Raw genomic sequence first — 15,391 nt, 5'->3', positions numbered from 1 at the left:
GTATCCCGGCGGGGTCGGCACCGTCGCGACCATTCAACTGATGACCGACTACGTGACGCGGCTGATGCGCTATGTGGAGTTCATGAAGAAGGTCGTGCCGATGCACGACGATCTCTTCGACTTCTTCTACCTGGCCCTGCCCGGGTACGAAGAGGTCGGTCGCCGCCGCGTGCTCCTCAACTGCTGGGGCGCGTTCCAGGACCCGGACGTGTGCAACTTCGAGTACAAGGACATGGAGCGTTGGGGCAACGCGATGTTCGTCACGCCCGGCGTCGTCGTCGACGGCAAGCTGGTGACGCACTCGCTGGTCGACATCAACCTGGGTATCCGAATCCTGTTGGGGAGTTCGTATTACGACGACTGGAATGAACAGGAGATGTTCGTCAAGACCGACCCGCTGGGTAATCCGGTCGACCGGCGCCATCCGTGGAACCAGCACACCAACCCACACCCGCAGAAACGGGACATGGACGGCGGAAAGTACAGCTGGGTGATGTCTCCGCGCTGGTTCGATGGCAAGGATCATTTGGCTCTGGACACCGGCGGCGGCCCGCTCGCCCGGCTGTGGTCGACCGCGTTGGCGGGCCTGGTCGACATCGGCTACGTCAAGGCCACGGGCCATTCGGTCCACATCAACCTGCCCAAGACCGCACTCAAGGGACCGGTCGAGTTCGAGTGGAAGATCCCCCACCACGGGTCCAACACCATCGAGCGCGACCGGGCGCGGACCTATTTCCAGGCCTATGCGGCGGCGTGCGCGTTGCACTTCGCCGAGAAAGCGCTCGCCGAAATTCGGGCCGGTCGAACCAAGACCTGGGAGAAGTTCGACGTGCCCAAGGAGGGAATCGGCTGCGGGTTCACCGAGGCAGTGCGCGGAGTGTTGAGTCACCACATGGTGATCCGGGACGGCAAGATCGCCAACTACCACCCCTACCCGCCCACCCCGTGGAACGCCAACCCGCGTGACAGCTTTGGCACGCCAGGGCCCTATGAGGACGCGGTGCAAGGACAGCCGATCTTCGAGGAGAACGACCGGGAGCACTTCAAGGGCATCGACATCATGCGCACGGTGCGCAGCTTCGACCCCTGCCTGCCTTGTGGTGTGCACATGTACCTGGGCAAGGGCAAGACGCTGGAGCGGCTGCACTCACCAACGCAAGCAGCGACCGGGGAGTGATTTATGGCTGATCGCCCCGAGGAGTTGGAGGGGGACGCGCAGTGGCGCTCGGCGGGCGATCGGATCCAGACGCTGTTGGATGCGACGTCGGCCGGCGGCACTGTCGCGCGTGAGCGCGCCGAGCAACTCGTTCGCGAGGTAGTCCATCTCTACGGCGCGGGCTTGTCGCGGATCATGGCGACAGTCAGCGATCGGGCGGACAGCGGCACGATGGACCGCCTGGTCGCCGACGACTTGGTGGCCAGCCTGCTACTCGTCCACGGCCTACACCCACACGACCTGCGTCGCCGGGTTGCCGACGCGCTCGACCGGGTCAGACCGTATCTGGGCTCACACGGCGGCGATGTACATCTGCTCGATATCGTCGGCGACTCCGTGCAGCTCCAGTTCGCCGGTAGCTGTAAGAGTTGCCCGTCGTCGGCAGTGACGCTGGAGCTGGCCGTCGAGGATGCGATTCGTGCTGCTGCACCGGAAGTTTCGTCGATTGACGTGGTGGCGCCCGAAGCCGCGACAGCTGAACCAACGACGGTGATTCCGGCGGAATCACTGCTGGCCCAGGTCCATTCCAGGGCCCATGCCAACGGCGGCGCGTCGGCGGCCTGGCATTCGGTCCCGGACCTGGCCGATCTGGCCCCCGGCGAGGTCGGCGGCTTTTCGGTGGCCGGCACCGTCGTATTGGCCTGCCGGGTTGGCGACCAGCTGTACGCATACCGTGACCACTGCCCGGCCTGCGATGGATCCTTGGCCGGTGCGGCGCTGCACAGACGGACCACGCCCGCTGAGCCAGTGCTGCGATGTCCGCGCTGCCACGCGCATTTCGACGTCGTGCACGCCGGGGTGGGCCTCGACGACGGCGCCGAACGCCACCTCGATCCCATCCCGCTGCTGCTGCGCGACGGGGTGCTGTCCATCGCAGTACCGGCCGAGCCGATGGGCGCACGGGCATGACCAGTCCGTACGACGTCCTGAGCCGAATCACCAGCAACCGCCGGGCACCGCAACCTGCCGGGGAGCGGTGTGAAATGTGCTCGGAGAGCATCGCCGAAGAGCATCAGCACGTGGTGAATGTGGCTGGGCGGCAACTGATGTGTGTATGTCGTGGCTGCTATCTGCTGTTCACCGATCACCACGCGCAGCTGCGCTACCGCTCCGTTCCCGACCGGTACCTGTCTTTTCCCGACTTCGCGCTTGATCGCCGCACCTGGGAACTACTGCAGATCCCGGTCGGCCTGGCCTTCTTCTTCCGCAACTCGGCACTGGATCGCACCGTCGCGTTCTACCCGGGACCGGCGGGGGCAACCGAGTCCGATCTCGACCTCGAGGCCTGGACCGCGATCAACTCGGCTGACCCTCGGGTGGCCCTGCTCGCCGACGACGTCGAGGCGCTGCTGGTGCGCGTGCGCGAGGACGAACAGCCCGATTGCTATCTGGTCCCCATCGACGCCTGCTACGAATTCATCGGCGGGCTGCGGATGTTGTGGCGCGGCTTCGACGGCGGGCAAGAGGCCCGCGAATTCATCGACGCGTTCTTCGATCAGCTGGCTACCCGCAGTACGGAGCAAGCCCGATGACCGGGCCCACCGGCCAGGCGAGCGGCCTGACTTTCACGGTCCTCGACGTGGTCCCCGAGCCCTATGCGGTAGTGCCGATATTGACCGCGCGCGTCAGTGTTTCGGCGCCCGACGACGAGCCCGTGCATGCGATCGCGCTGCGCTGCCAGGTCCGCATCGAACCATTGCGGCGCGGCTACTCCGACGACGAAGCACTGGGGCTGACTGATTTGTTCGGGCCACGGGATCGCTGGGCCACCACCCAACGCACCTTCCTGTGGCAGCATTGCACGGCGATGGTGCCGGCGTTCCTGGGCACCAGCGAGATCACGCTACCCCTGGAGTGCACCTACGATTTCGAGGTCGCGGCCGCCAAGTACCTGCACGCGCTGCACGACGGCGCTGTTCCACTGCAATTCCTTTTCAGCGGAACCGTATTCACGCCGGGTCAGCGGGGTTTCTCCGTCCAGCAAGTGTCGTGGGACTGCGAGGACCACTACGACATGCCGGTAGCCGTGTGGCGCGAACTCATCGGGCTCCACTACCCGAACACCGGATGGGTGCGGCTGTCTCACGACGCGGTAGCCGCGTTGGCCGATTACAAGTCGGCACGCGGCCTGTTGAGCATCGAGGACGCGGTCACCACGCTGCTCAGCGCGGCGCACCAGGAGTCGCGATGACCGCGGATTGGGACCGGGCCCGGGCCGTCGCCGACGCCGTCCTGTACGAGGGTTACCTGCTCTACCCGTACCGCGCCACCTCGAGCAGGAACCGATCACGTTGGCAGTGGGGCGTTTTGGGACCTGCGGACGCGGCCGACGCGGGGATCGGCGAGGACGGCACGATCGCGGCGCAGTTCCTCGTCGACGGAGCGCAAGCATTCACCCTGGTGGTGCGCTTCCTGCAGCTGCAGCACCGCCGTGTCGAACGCGACACCGGAGGCGGCCATTTCGAACCCGTCGACGAGCTGATCACGCCATCTGGTTCGTGGCTGACTTGGGACGAAGCGATCGAGTGTGAGAGGTCATTCGGCCCCTTTGCGATTGACGATCTGGCCCAGCCGCGGTCACTGTCGCTGACCGCCGCTCCGGCAACCGACGTCGAATCGGTCGAGGGCGGTCGGCTGGTCCGGACCCGCCGGGAGGTGAGCGCCGCGTTGACCGTGGGCGTGGAGCCAGACGGCGCGCTGCAGCGGGTCTCGGTACGGGTCACGAACTCCGGTCCCGCTGCGGTGGACAAGGACGACGCGATTGCGCGTTCCCTGATCGGCACCCACGTGATCGCGGAAGTCGTTGGGGGTGAATTCGTCTCGCTTCTCGAGCCGCCGCCGGCTGCCGCCGACGCGGCCTCGCGCTGCAGCCAGCACCGCTGTTTCCCGGTGCTGGCCGGCCCGCCCGGCGCCGGGGATCTGTTGCTGATCTCGCCGATCATCCTCTACGACCACCCCGAGGTCGCCGAACAGAGCAAGACCGCGCTCTACGACTGCACCGAGATCGACGAGATCCTGACGTTGCGGGTCATGACGATGACCGACCAGGAGAAGGCGCAGGCCCGGGCTACCGATCCATTGGCCGCGCAGATCATCGACAGCTGCGACTCCATGTCACCCGAAGCCATGGCGCGCCTGCACGGAGCCCTGCGAGATCCGCGGGATGCAGTCGGCTTGATTCCGGAGGTACCCGACGGCGTGGATTGGTGGGATCCGTTGGCCGACAACGCGGTCCAGCCCGACTTGGATGCGGTGCTGGTCAACGGTGTCCGGGTAGCACGGGGCAGTCGGGTGATTCTGCATCCTGGCCGTCGGGCCGACGCCCAGGACTTGTTCTTCGCGGGCAGGACGGCTCGCGTCACCACCGTGCACGAGGACGTCGACGGCAACCAGCACGTCGGTGTCGTCGTCGAGGACGATCCGGCGGCCGATCTTCACGAGTGGTACGGCCGCTATCTCTACTTCTCCCCTGACGAAGTCGAGCCGCTCGAAACCAGCACCACAGAAAGGAATTCGATATGGAGATCGTAGGATGGGTGTTCATCGGCATCCTGGCAATGTTCGCATTGGCCGGAGTCGTGGTAGGGCTGATATCCCTGCCGGATGCCCGGCGGTACCTCAAGATCCGGCATATGTAGCGTCGTCGGACGGTCCGAGACCAGTGCGCATCCTGGTGGCCGGCATCGGCAACATCTTCCTCGGCGACGACGGGTTCGGCTCCGAGGTAGTCCGGCACGTCCCAGTCCGTCAAGACGATTCGGGCCTGAGAGTGGTCGACTACGGCATCGGGGGCATGCACCTGGCCTACGACCTGCTTGACGACTGGGACGCGCTGGTCCTCGTCGACGCGGTACCCAATCGCGGCAGCCCGGGGGCTCTGCACGTCTTCGAGGCTGACCATGAATCACACTCCGCAACAGCCGCTCTGGACTCTCACAGCATGGATCCCGCGGCAGTGTTCGACAGCCTGAAGGCACTCGGCGGCCAACCGCCCTACACGGTCGTCATCGGTTGCGAGGTGGAGAGCGTAGACGAAGGCATCGGTCTGACCGAGGCCGTCGCAGGCGCGGTGCCACGGGCCATCGACGCAGTCAAGGAAGTCGTCGCGGGTCTGCGGAGTCGATCGCCGGCGGCGTCGGTGGAAAGGCAGGGCTGACCGATGTGTCTGGGCATACCGGGCCAAGTGGTCAGAATGCTGGATGGTTACGAGGGGCAACTCGCACTGGTCGACGTCGCCGGAAAGCAACGCAACGTCAACGTCGGCATGTTGCCGGAGGAGACGTTTGCACCCGGCGACTGGGTGATCATCCACATGGGATTCGTCGTCGAGAAGACCGACCGGGCCGGCGCCGAACAGGCGATGACCGGTCTGGAGTTGATGGGCCGGGGCCGCGACGATGACTGACACGCTGGTGCCCATCGATAGCGTCCGGCAGCGGTTCACCGTGACCGGGGTCGTTCAGGGGGTGGGATTCCGTCCGTTCGTCCACCGGATCGCCACAGACCTTGGGCTGACCGGATTCGTCGGCAATGATTCGGGCGCGGTCTTCCTCGAAGTGCAGGGACCTGGCACACGCATCGACGAATTTGGTCGCCGGCTGCGCGCCGAGGCGCCACCGCTGGCGTCGATCAGTGCTGTCCACGTCGTCGACGTCGACACTGAAAGGCTGTGCGACAGCGCGTTTCGCATCGTGGAAAGCCGACCGGTCGCCGGTGCCACCACCCCGATTCCACCCGATATCGCCGTCTGCGACGAGTGCATCGCCGAGCTGTTCGATCCGAGCGATCGTCGTTACCGGCACCCCTTCATGACGTGCACCAACTGCGGTCCGCGGTTCACCATCATCCGCGCCCTGCCCTACGACCGACCGGCCACCACCATGTCGGCGTTCGCGATGTGCGAGCGCTGCGCCGCCGAGTACCACAACCCGGCCGACCGCCGCTTCCACGCGCAGCCGATCGCTTGCCCGGACTGCGGGCCGTCGCTGTGGTTCGCCGCGCACACCGAGCGGGTCGCCGGGTCCGATGCCGCTCTGGGGGCCACCCAGCAGGCACTGGCCGCCGGCGCCGTGGTCGCGATCAAGGGCGTCGGCGGCTATCACCTGGCCTGCCGCGTCGACGACGAGGCGGCGGTCGTTGCGCTGCGGACCCGTAAAGCGCGGGGCGCCAAGCCGTTCGCGGTGCTGGTGGCCGATCTCGACATTGCCCGCCGCTACGCACACCTCGACGACACCGAAGCCGCGATGCTCTCGAGTCCTGCGCGGCCGATCGTACTGTTGCGGCGTCGCCGCGACTCGCCGCTCGCCGAGGCCGTCGCGCCCGGCAGCCCACTGGTCGGGCTGATGCTGCCGTACTCACCGATCCATCACCTACTGCTCGCGCCCGTCCCTGGTGTCGATGCACCGGTGCCCGACGCCTTGGTGCTGACCAGCGCCAACCGCTCCGATGATCCCATCTGCTTCACCGAAGACGATGCCGTACAACGTCTCCCACCGCTGTGCAACGCGGTGCTAGACCACGACCGGCCGATCCATGTCCCCTGCGATGATTCAGTGGTTCGAGTGGTGGACGGTCGCGAACTGCCGATCCGTCGCTCCCGCGGCTATGCGCCGCTGCCCGTCGACCTCGGCCGCGACGGCCCAGCGGTGCTCGCCGTCGGCGGCGAACTGAAGAACACCTTCTGCCTCACCGACGGGCCGCGCGCATACCTGTCCGGACATATCGGTGACATGGAAACACTGGAAACCCTGCGCGCGTTCGAGCGCGCGGTGGGCCAGCTCAGTGAAATCCGGCATGAGCCGGTGCGATTGGCGGCCGACCTGCATCCGGGATATCACACCCGCAGTTGGGCGGAGCGCAGTGCCGGCGATCGACCATTGGATCTGATTCAGCACCACCACGCGCACGTGGTGTCGCTGCTGGCCGAGCACGGACGTCTCGGTGAACCGATGATCGGTGTTTCGTTTGACGGCACCGGCTACGGCTGCGATCAGACGATCTGGGGCGGCGAGATTCTCAAGCTCGGGCCGGACAGCCAACGGTTCGCCCGGGTTGGCCACCTGTTGCCGGTGCCACTGCCGGGCGGCGATGCGGCCGTGCGCAATCCGTGGCGGATGGCGCTGTCTCAGTTGTGGATGGCCGGTATCGACTGGACACCGGATCTGCCGCCGATCGCTGCCGCGACGCCGGCCGAACTGCGGCTCACCCGTTCACAACTGGCATCCGGCAGCGGGTGCGTGCCATGCTCGAGCATGGGCCGGCTGTTCGACGCTGTCGCATCCCTGTTGGGAGTGCGACAGCGGATCGACTACGAAGGCCAGGCCGCCGTCGAACTCGAAGCGCTCGCCGATTCCGTCGGCGACACAGCGGGACCGGAGCTGAGACTGGCGGTACGCGCCGACGGGGTGATCGACCCAGCAGGCATGCTGCGGGCGATGGTATCGGCCCTGCGCGCCGGTGTGCGCACGGCAGTGCTGGCTGCCGAATTTCACCGAGCGGTCGCGGTCGCCGTCACCGAGGCGGTGCGCAAGGCCGCCGGACCTGTCCGGTTGGTGGGCCTGACCGGCGGGGTCTTCCAGAATGTGCTGCTGCTGCGGGGGTGCCGACACCGCCTGCAGCAGGCGGGATTCGACGTACTCACCCACGAGACGGTGCCGCCCAACGACGGCGGGCTGGCGCTGGGTCAGGCCGCGATCTCCATGCTGACCGCGCTGGAAGAGGCCGAGTTGCGATGAGTACCACTGCGATCGATCGCGGGCTCGGCGCCGAGCTGGCCGCCGATCTGGCCGCGGCCGCGTTCACACTGGCCAAGCGGTTCGCGGCGGGCGCGACGATGTGGTCCATCGCACCGTCGTTGGAGCCGCATGCACTGCACATTGCGGTCGAGTTCGTGCATCCGGTGATCATGGGAAAGCGGGCACTTCCGGCCGTTGCCCTGACCGGACCGAACCTGGTCGATCTGGTGCGGGTGTCGGTTCGGCCCGGCGACATCGTGATCGGGGTTGGTGCCGCCGCCGACCTCGAGCTGCGTTCTGTGATGCGCCGCAGCCCGGCCTGGGGCGCCACCACGATCTGGATCGGCAGCGGTGAACGGCCCGCGGCGGGTGCGGCCGATCACGTGCTGTGGCTCGATGACCCCGATCCGCGCGTTCCCGCGACAGGCGGTTTCGTGCTGTTCTATCACCTGCTGTGGGAGCTCACCCACGTGTGTTTCGAGCACTCGGGACTGCTCAAACCCGAATGCGCCGAGGAGGTATGCGTCACCTGCAGTGACGAGGGGCGTGTGGGCGAAGTGGTGTCGCCGTCGGCCGACGGGATGGCCTCGGTGCGCACCGCGCGTGGTGTCGAGAGCGTGGCGACGGCGCTGATCGATCCGGTTGTCGCCGGCGAGCTGGTGCTGGTGCACGCCGGGACCGCGATCAGTCGCGTCGAGGAGGACGTTTGATGGCAACCCACGAGGAGCCCACGAACTTCCTGTATCCGTTCATCGATGGACGGGAGGACGACCCACAATCGCTGCTCGCCGATCTCGCCGCGTCAGCGCAGGCAAAGGCCGCCGAGAGTTTGGCGCTGCGGCGCACCACCCTGGAAGACAACGCCGACCTGCTGGATGAAACCGCTACCCAGATGGCCCGCCGCTTCGCGGCCGGCGGACGGATGTTCACCTTCGGAAACGGCGGCAGCTGCACCGATTCCACCACCCTGGCCGCGTTGTTCTCCCGCCCGCCCGCCGGAAAGCCGCTACCCGCTTGGTCGTTGACCGCCGATCAGGCGATTGTGACCGCGCTCGGTAACGACGTCGGGTTCGAGCTGGTGTTCGCCCGTCAGTTGATCGCCCGCGCGAAGGCCGGTGAAATCGCGATCGCGATGTCGACCAGTGGCAATTCGCCGAACCTGCTGGCGGCGCTGGCCGAGGCGCGACAGCGTGGTTTGTACACAGTCGGTTTCGCCGGATACGACGGCGGCGCTTTCGTGAATAATCCAAATGTGGACGCCTGCTTCATCGTTCGCTCGCAAAGTGTGCACCGCATTCAGGAATCGCAGGCGCTGCTGGGCTATCAGCTGTGGTCGGCCACCCAGCGCCGGTCCGACGATCGAGGTTTGGGGGCCGCATGAGCAAGCCAGCAGGTGAATACCTGTCGTCGGGGCCGCGGTTCGCCGAGGGCGAGGTGATCGAGCGGATCGAGTCGTTCCGCAGGCGCCGCCCCCGGTTGCTCGACGACCACGTGAACCTGGCGCACGGGGCGGGCGGAAAGGCTTCGGCAGCGCTGGTCGACGCGGTGTTCATGGAGGCGTTCCGCAATCCACTGCTGGAGTCGCTGGGCGACGGCGCGGTTATCACGCTGCCCGGCGGTGAGCGGCTGGCGATGTCCACCGATTCATTCGTGGTGCAGCCCAGGCGTTTTCCCGGTGGCTCCATCGGCGAGCTCGCTGTGTACGGCACCTGCAACGACGTCGCGATGTCGGGCGCGGTGCCGTCTTGGATCTCGGCGGCGTTCGTGCTGGAAGAGGGTTTTCCGATCGCCGAGCTGAAGGAGATCGTCGCCGACATGGCTGCCGCGGCGGCCAACGCGGGTGTGCAGATCGTCACCGGCGACACCAAGGTGGTGCCCAAGGGCGCCGCCGACGGCATGTTCGTCACCACGACCGGCGCCGGCGTCGTTCCCGCGGGACGCAAACTTTCGGCTGCGTCGGTACGCCCCGGCGACAGGGTGCTCCTGTCGGGTTCGATGGGCGATCACGGTATGGCGGTGATGCTGGCCCGGGGCGACCTGGCCATCGAGGCCGACATCCATTCCGACACGGCGTGCTTGAGCCCGCTGGTGGAACTGCTGATGGCGGCCGCGCCATCCACCCGCTGGCTGCGGGACGCCACCCGGGGCGGGGTCGGGACCGTCTGCAACGAATTGGCTCAGGCCTGCGGCCTCGGGGTACTGCTCGAAGAGGAGAGACTTCCCGTGCGGCCCATGGTGAATGGCGCGTGCGAGCTGCTTGGCATCGATCCGCTCTACGTCGCCAACGAGGGAAAGTTCGTCGCCGTCGTCGCACCAGAAGAAGCCGACGCCGGGCTGGCTGCGCTGCGCTCGCATCCGCTGGGCGGCGACGCGGCGGAGGTCGGGGAAATCGTCACCGAACCGGCGGAAAGCGTGGTGTTGCGTACCGGGTTCGGCGGCACCCGGATCGTCGACATGCTCGTCGGCGACCCGCTGCCGCGGATCTGTTGAGAGGAGGAGACCGCTAATGTGTCTTGGCATTCCGGGCCGGATCGTTGAGATCACCGATTCCGCAAACTATTTGGCGAAGGTCGACGTCAGCGGGGTGCAGCGCACGATCAGCGTGCGGCTGCTGGAAAGCGACATGCCCGAGCCCGACGACTGGGTGCTGGTACATGTCGGATTCGCGATGGCCAAGATCGACGAGACCGAGGCGTTGCTGACCCTGGCCGCCGTCAAGAAGCTCGGCGAGGCCTACACCACCGAAGTCGAGGCCTTCGACTCGTCGGCGATTGTCTAAACGGAGGCGACGATGAAATTCGTTGACGAGTTCCGCGATCCGGCTGCGGCCCGCAAGCTGCTGGCTGCCATCGAACACCTGGCGGGAAGCGGCGCCGACCACTTCAAGTTCATGGAGGTGTGCGGCGGGCACACGCACACCATTTATCGGCACGGCATCGAACACTTGCTGCCCGACAACGTCGAATTGGTCCACGGCCCGGGGTGTCCGGTCTGCGTCATCCCGATGGGTCGCATCGACGACGCGATGTGGCTGGCGGGCCAACCCGAGGTGATCTTCACCTGTTTCGGCGACATGATGCGGGTGCCCGGGTCAGCCGGCAGTTTGTTGGACGCCAAGGCGCGTGGCGCCGATGTCCGGTTCGTCTACTCCCCGCTCGACGCGCTCAAGATAGCTGTCGACAACCCCGAAAAACACGTGGTGTTCTTCGCCATCGGCTTCGAAACCACGGCCCCGTCGACCGCTGTGACGCTGGTTCGGGCCCGCGACCTCGGCCTGCGAAATTTCAGTGTGTTCTGCAACCACGTCACAATCGTGCCGCCGATCAAGGCCATCCTGGAATCACCGGACCTGCGGCTGTCCGGCTTCATCGGCCCCGGACACGTCTCGACGGTAGTCGGCAACCGGCCCTACCGATTCGTGCCCGAGGTGTACGGAAAGCCGTTGGTGGTGGCTGGATTTGAGCCACTGGATATTCTGGCTGCGGTCACCATGCTGCTACGCCAGATCCGTGACGGCCGATGCGAGGTGGAGAACCAGTACAAACGCGTGGTGCCCGAAGACGGCAACCCGGCGGCACTGGCGCTGATGGGCACAGTGTTCGCGTTGCGTCCGCACTTCGAATGGCGCGGGTTGGGATTCATCTCGCAGAGCGCGCTGCGGCTGCACGACGACTTCGCAGAGTTCGATGCCGAACTCCGATTCTCGATGCCCGGCGTGCGGGTCGCCGACCCCAAGGCGTGCCAGTGCGGCGAGGTGCTCAAAGGTGTGCTGAAACCCTGGGAATGCAAGGTTTTCGGTACCGCGTGCACCCCGGAGACGCCGATCGGTACCTGCATGGTGTCACCCGAGGGAGCGTGCGCGGCCTACTACAACTTCGGCCGCATGCATCGCGACGCCGCGAAGCTGGTGGGACAAGCCGGGCGGGCGTGACAGTTGGACCCGGAGAGCCGCGGCGTCGAGATGTTCGCTCGCTACGCCCACGCGCCCAATGCGCTCGGCTATTGCGGTCCCCCACTGGGCGCCACCTTGCGGGACGGCTCGGTCGACGAGGTGCGCGAGGCTGCAACGAAATTCTCCGGGGCCTGGCCCTACTTACGTGTGCTCGCGCAGATAACCGGCATCAGCGATCCGCTGGACTATCGGCTTGTCGAGTCGTACTGGCTGGGCGGGGGCGTCGGCGCCAACCTTGACACAGACGAGTTTTTCGACGCTTTACTGGACATCATCGGCCCTCAGGCGGGCCGGTACTGGTCGCATCTCACACGTGACCTGGCGCGCGAGGCGGCCGCCAACCACTGCTTCCACGTGTTCGGTGTTTACCCGTGGACGCGGTTTCTCGGCCGGGGCATGGACGAGCAGCCGCTCAATGTGCTGGACAACTGCCGGATCACTTGGGGGACAGTACTTTCCCGCGACAGTGACGACGTTGAAGTGTCCTGCCGCCGGCTGACGTGGGACGGACACGCGCTGAACCTGTCCGAGCCATCGGCGCGCCGACTCGACGTATGGGCCGACGGGTACAGCGCGGTTCCCGACGTGGCGGCCGGCGACGAGGTTGCGATCCACTGGGGTCGGCTGTGCGGCCCGTTGCAATCCGACCAGATCCAGGCGCTGACCGACAGCACCACCCGTCAGCTCGAGGCGACGAATCAGCGGCTGGCGCACGTTCAGCGTCGTGGCCGGTCGGCGTCCCGTGGTCCGTCACCCTGACATTGCGGGCACAGTCCGTGCAAGGTGAGGCCGGCGCGTTCGGACAGGGTGAACGAACTGCCGGCCATCGCATGTTGCAGCGCAGAGGCCAGTCGTCCGGCGGGCACTTCGATGATCGAGCCACAGCGGGTGCAGACCGCATGATGATGCGGGTCGGCAGCCAGACCGTAGGTGGTCACCCCGCCCTCCAACGTCAGCGCATGCAACACACCCTGGTCGACCAGGGTGATCACCGTGCGGTAGATCGTCGCCAGGTCCGGTGGCTGGTCTTCGGCCGGCAGGCACTCGTGCAGCCGCTGATCGATCTCGGCAACCGACAGATGACCGTGGACCGGCTCCAGCACTGCCAAGACTGCGATCCGGGAGGCCATCCGGCGCAGCCCATGAGCGCGCAGCAGCTCGCCGATCCGCTCGATGACGGCCGGATCCAAAGCCGAGGGCCTGGCCACTCGTCCAGTATCACGCAGCCGATCGTCGAATCGCACCCAATGACCGGATCGGGCGCTGTCAGACTGACGTCGTGCCCGATTTGTCGCGAGGTTTGTCGCGCGGCGACCCGCTGCCCCCGGCTTCGCCGCGCTTGCGATCGCCGCGAGGTTCGATCTGCGATGTGCTGCCCACCGCGGCGGCGTTGCTTTCCGTCGACGGGGCGGCGGATGCGCTCGGGGTGACCGCACGGGTCGGCGAAGTGCGACGCGTTGTGGTCGTTCTCGTCGACGGGATGGGCTGGCACCTGCTGCCGGAACTGGCAGCCGATGCACCGCTGCTGGCGTCCGTGCTGGCCGGTGGCGCCGGCCGGCTTGACGAACTCGCCTGCACCTTCCCCTCCACCACACCGACCAGCCTGGCGTCGTTGGCCACCGGGGTCGCACCGGGCCGCCACGGGATTCTGGGTTTCACGGTCAAGATCCCCGAGACCGACCGGGTGCTCAACCACATCTATTGGCGCGATGATCCGCCGGCCGGCCAATGGCAGCCCGTCCCAACATGGTTCGAACGGCTGCATCGGGCCGGCGTCGGTGCTCGTGCCGTACTACCCGCGGCGTTCCTCGGCAGCGGCCTCACCGAGGCGGCATACCGCGGTGCCCGATTAGTGGTGGCGACCAAGGACGACGATTACGCCCAGCTCGTGATCGACCAGCTACGGGCCCCGCCCGGTTTGGTCTACGCATACACCGCCGCACTCGACACCGCGGCGCACCTGTTCGGTGTCGGCTCAGCCGAGTGGCACTCCGCCGGGGCCTACGTGGATACCCTGCTCACGCGGTTGGTCGAGGCGTTGCCGCCGGAAACCGCACTGGTGATCACCGCCGACCACGGCGGGTTGAATGTGCCGCAAGGCCGGCGGATCGACCTGGACGCCGATGCGCGGTTGAGCGCCGGAGTGCGAGTCGTTGCCGGCGATCCGCGGGTGCGCTACCTGCACACCGAGCCGGGCGCAGCTTCCGACGTGATCGCCGCCTGGAGTGAGCTGTTGAATGGGCGAGCCGAGGTGCGCAGCCGCGACGACGCCGTCGCGGCTGGGCTTTTCGGACCCGTGCTGCCCGGTCACCTGCCGCGGATCGGCGACGTCGTCGTCACCTGTTTGGGTGACACGGCGATCCTGGCCAGTGCCCACGAGCCGCCGGAAGTGGCTCAGCTCATCGGCCTCCATGGAGCCAGCGACCCGGTCGAGATGGCTATCCCGCTGATCACCTTCCAGGGCTGAACGGAGCGCTGCTCCGTACCCGATTGTCCGAATTCCACCTGCAAAATACTCGCAAAATTCCTGCGAATCATCTGCAAGACGCCCACCGGAGGTTTAGCGTCAATAGCGGCCGGGGTTCATATCCAGATGGGACGCGACATGGCCGCTGACACACTCAGCAGGCAACCTTTGTCGCGCTCTCGGCTCCGCGGGGCTTTGACGCCCGACGAGTGGCTGCGCCTGGGATCGATGTTCGCGACCATTATCGCGCTGCATGTAATCGGATGGGGCACACTGCTACTCGTCGTCGAGCCGGCGCATTTGAGTATCGGGGACAAAGCGTTCGGTATCGGCATCGGCCTGACCGCGTACACGCTGGGGCTACGCCACGCATTCGACGCCGACCACATCGCCGCGATCGACAACACCACCCGCAAGCTGATGAACGACGGGCAACGGCCGCTCGCCGTCGGCTTCTTTTTCTCCCTGGGTCACTCGTCGGTGGTGTTCGGGCTGGCACTGCTCATCGCTTTCGGGCTCAAGGCAATCATCGGGCCCGTCGAGCGGGACTCTTCGGCCCTGCATCACTACACAAGCCTGATCGGCACCACCGTCTCGGGCGTGTTCTTGTACTTGATCGCCATCATCAATGTGGTCATCCTGGTGGGCATCCTGCGGGTGTTCGTGGAGATGCGCCGCGGCCACTACGACGAAGACGAGCTCGAAGCGCAGCTGAACAATCGCGGACTACTCAACCGGCTGCTCGGCCGCTTCACCAAATCGGTTAGCGCGTCGTGGCATATGTATCCGATCGGGGTGCTGTTCGGCCTGGGCTTTGACACCGCGACCGAAGTCGCGCTGCTGGTGCTGGCCGGTACCAGCGCCGCGGCCGGACTGCCGTGGTATGCCATCCTGTGCCTGCCGGTGCTGTTCACTGCGGGGATGTGTCTGCTGGACACCATCGACGGCTCGTTCATGAATTTCGCGTATGGCTGGGCCTTTTCGAACCCGGTCCGCAAGGTCTACTACAACATCACCATCAC

Annotated in this window: 18 protein-coding genes; 17 read left to right on the top strand and 1 reads right to left on the bottom strand. The window is 66.4% G+C overall.

Going from position 1 to position 15,391, the window contains the following annotated elements; all coding sequences use genetic code 11:
* The 15 genes from WAN02_RS32500 to WAN02_RS32430 form a co-directional block, all read left to right on the top strand.
* Positions 1 to 1,177 (top strand): nickel-dependent hydrogenase large subunit (locus WAN02_RS32500; RefSeq protein ID WP_422269470.1); only part of this gene is annotated, 1,177 nt, incomplete at its 5' end.
* Between the two features lie 3 nt (positions 1,178 to 1,180).
* Positions 1,181 to 2,125, top strand: coding sequence for a NifU family protein (locus WAN02_RS32495; protein WP_422269469.1), 945 nt, complete (start codon positions 1,181 to 1,183; stop codon positions 2,123 to 2,125).
* On the top strand, positions 2,122 to 2,748 hold the full coding sequence (locus WAN02_RS32490) for a DUF5947 family protein (RefSeq protein WP_422269468.1): 627 nt from the start codon (positions 2,122 to 2,124) through the stop codon (positions 2,746 to 2,748). Before WAN02_RS32495 ends, WAN02_RS32490 begins: the two co-directional genes overlap by 4 nt.
* On the top strand, positions 2,745 to 3,407 hold the full coding sequence (locus WAN02_RS32485; RefSeq protein ID WP_422269467.1) for a DUF6084 family protein: 663 nt from the start codon (positions 2,745 to 2,747) through the stop codon (positions 3,405 to 3,407). The genes WAN02_RS32490 and WAN02_RS32485 overlap by 4 nt, the downstream gene beginning before the upstream one ends.
* On the top strand, positions 3,404 to 4,747 hold the full coding sequence (locus tag WAN02_RS32480; RefSeq protein ID WP_422269466.1) for a hypothetical protein: 1,344 nt from the start codon (positions 3,404 to 3,406) through the stop codon (positions 4,745 to 4,747). The genes WAN02_RS32485 and WAN02_RS32480 overlap by 4 nt, the downstream gene beginning before the upstream one ends.
* Positions 4,735 to 4,854, top strand: coding sequence for a DUF6893 family small protein (locus WAN02_RS32475; RefSeq protein ID WP_422269465.1), 120 nt, complete (start codon positions 4,735 to 4,737; stop codon positions 4,852 to 4,854). The genes WAN02_RS32480 and WAN02_RS32475 overlap by 13 nt, the downstream gene beginning before the upstream one ends.
* A gap of 23 nt (positions 4,855 to 4,877) precedes the next feature.
* The gene (locus WAN02_RS32470) at positions 4,878 to 5,372 is read left to right on the top strand and encodes a hydrogenase maturation protease (RefSeq protein ID WP_422269464.1); all 495 of its coding nucleotides are present in this window, start codon (positions 4,878 to 4,880) and stop codon (positions 5,370 to 5,372) included.
* A gap of 3 nt (positions 5,373 to 5,375) precedes the next feature.
* The gene (locus tag WAN02_RS32465) at positions 5,376 to 5,621 is read left to right on the top strand and encodes a HypC/HybG/HupF family hydrogenase formation chaperone (RefSeq protein WP_325691425.1); all 246 of its coding nucleotides are present in this window, start codon (positions 5,376 to 5,378) and stop codon (positions 5,619 to 5,621) included.
* Positions 5,614 to 7,950, top strand: a complete 2,337-nt coding sequence (gene hypF, locus WAN02_RS32460) for a carbamoyltransferase HypF (RefSeq protein ID WP_422269463.1) — start codon at positions 5,614 to 5,616, stop codon at positions 7,948 to 7,950. The genes WAN02_RS32465 and hypF overlap by 8 nt, the downstream gene beginning before the upstream one ends.
* Positions 7,947 to 8,660: a HypC/HybG/HupF family hydrogenase formation chaperone gene (locus WAN02_RS32455; protein WP_422269462.1), complete on the top strand. Its 714-nt coding sequence runs from the start codon at positions 7,947 to 7,949 to the stop codon at positions 8,658 to 8,660. The genes hypF and WAN02_RS32455 overlap by 4 nt, the downstream gene beginning before the upstream one ends.
* Positions 8,660 to 9,331, top strand: coding sequence for a D-sedoheptulose-7-phosphate isomerase (locus WAN02_RS32450; protein WP_422269461.1), 672 nt, complete (start codon positions 8,660 to 8,662; stop codon positions 9,329 to 9,331). The genes WAN02_RS32455 and WAN02_RS32450 overlap by 1 nt, the downstream gene beginning before the upstream one ends.
* The gene (gene hypE / locus WAN02_RS32445) at positions 9,328 to 10,440 is read left to right on the top strand and encodes a hydrogenase expression/formation protein HypE (protein WP_422269460.1); all 1,113 of its coding nucleotides are present in this window, start codon (positions 9,328 to 9,330) and stop codon (positions 10,438 to 10,440) included. Before WAN02_RS32450 ends, hypE begins: the two co-directional genes overlap by 4 nt.
* A gap of 16 nt (positions 10,441 to 10,456) precedes the next feature.
* Complete coding sequence (locus tag WAN02_RS32440; RefSeq protein ID WP_422269459.1) at positions 10,457 to 10,729, top strand: HypC/HybG/HupF family hydrogenase formation chaperone; 273 nt, start codon at positions 10,457 to 10,459, stop codon at positions 10,727 to 10,729.
* Positions 10,730 to 10,741: 12 nt separating this feature from the next.
* Entirely contained in the window at positions 10,742 to 11,881 is a 1,140-nt protein-coding gene (hypD, locus tag WAN02_RS32435; protein ID WP_422269458.1) for a hydrogenase formation protein HypD, read from the top strand.
* A 3-nt stretch (positions 11,882 to 11,884) separates the two neighbouring features.
* Positions 11,885 to 12,661 (top strand): DUF6390 family protein, encoded by a 777-nt coding sequence (locus WAN02_RS32430; RefSeq protein WP_422269457.1) that lies wholly within the window; start codon positions 11,885 to 11,887, stop codon positions 12,659 to 12,661.
* Here the strand turns inward: WAN02_RS32430 and WAN02_RS32425 are convergent.
* Entirely contained in the window at positions 12,619 to 13,110 is a 492-nt protein-coding gene (locus tag WAN02_RS32425) for a Fur family transcriptional regulator (RefSeq protein ID WP_422269456.1), read from the bottom strand. The genes WAN02_RS32430 and WAN02_RS32425 overlap by 43 nt on opposite strands.
* 131 nt (positions 13,111 to 13,241) lie before the next feature.
* Between WAN02_RS32425 and WAN02_RS32420 the strand changes: the two genes are divergently transcribed.
* Complete coding sequence (locus WAN02_RS32420; RefSeq protein WP_422269471.1) at positions 13,242 to 14,369, top strand: alkaline phosphatase family protein; 1,128 nt, start codon at positions 13,242 to 13,244, stop codon at positions 14,367 to 14,369.
* Positions 14,370 to 14,507: 138 nt separating this feature from the next.
* On the top strand, positions 14,508 to 15,391 hold an 884-nt coding region (locus WAN02_RS32415; protein ID WP_422269455.1), incomplete at its 3' end, for a HoxN/HupN/NixA family nickel/cobalt transporter.

Origin of the sequence: Mycobacterium sp., assembly GCF_049281135.1 — a bacterium.
GTDB lineage: Bacteria > Actinomycetota > Actinomycetes > Mycobacteriales > Mycobacteriaceae > Mycobacterium.
The sequence above is the reverse complement of the archived record's forward strand: the minus strand, read 5'-3'. Positions and strand labels throughout refer to the sequence as shown.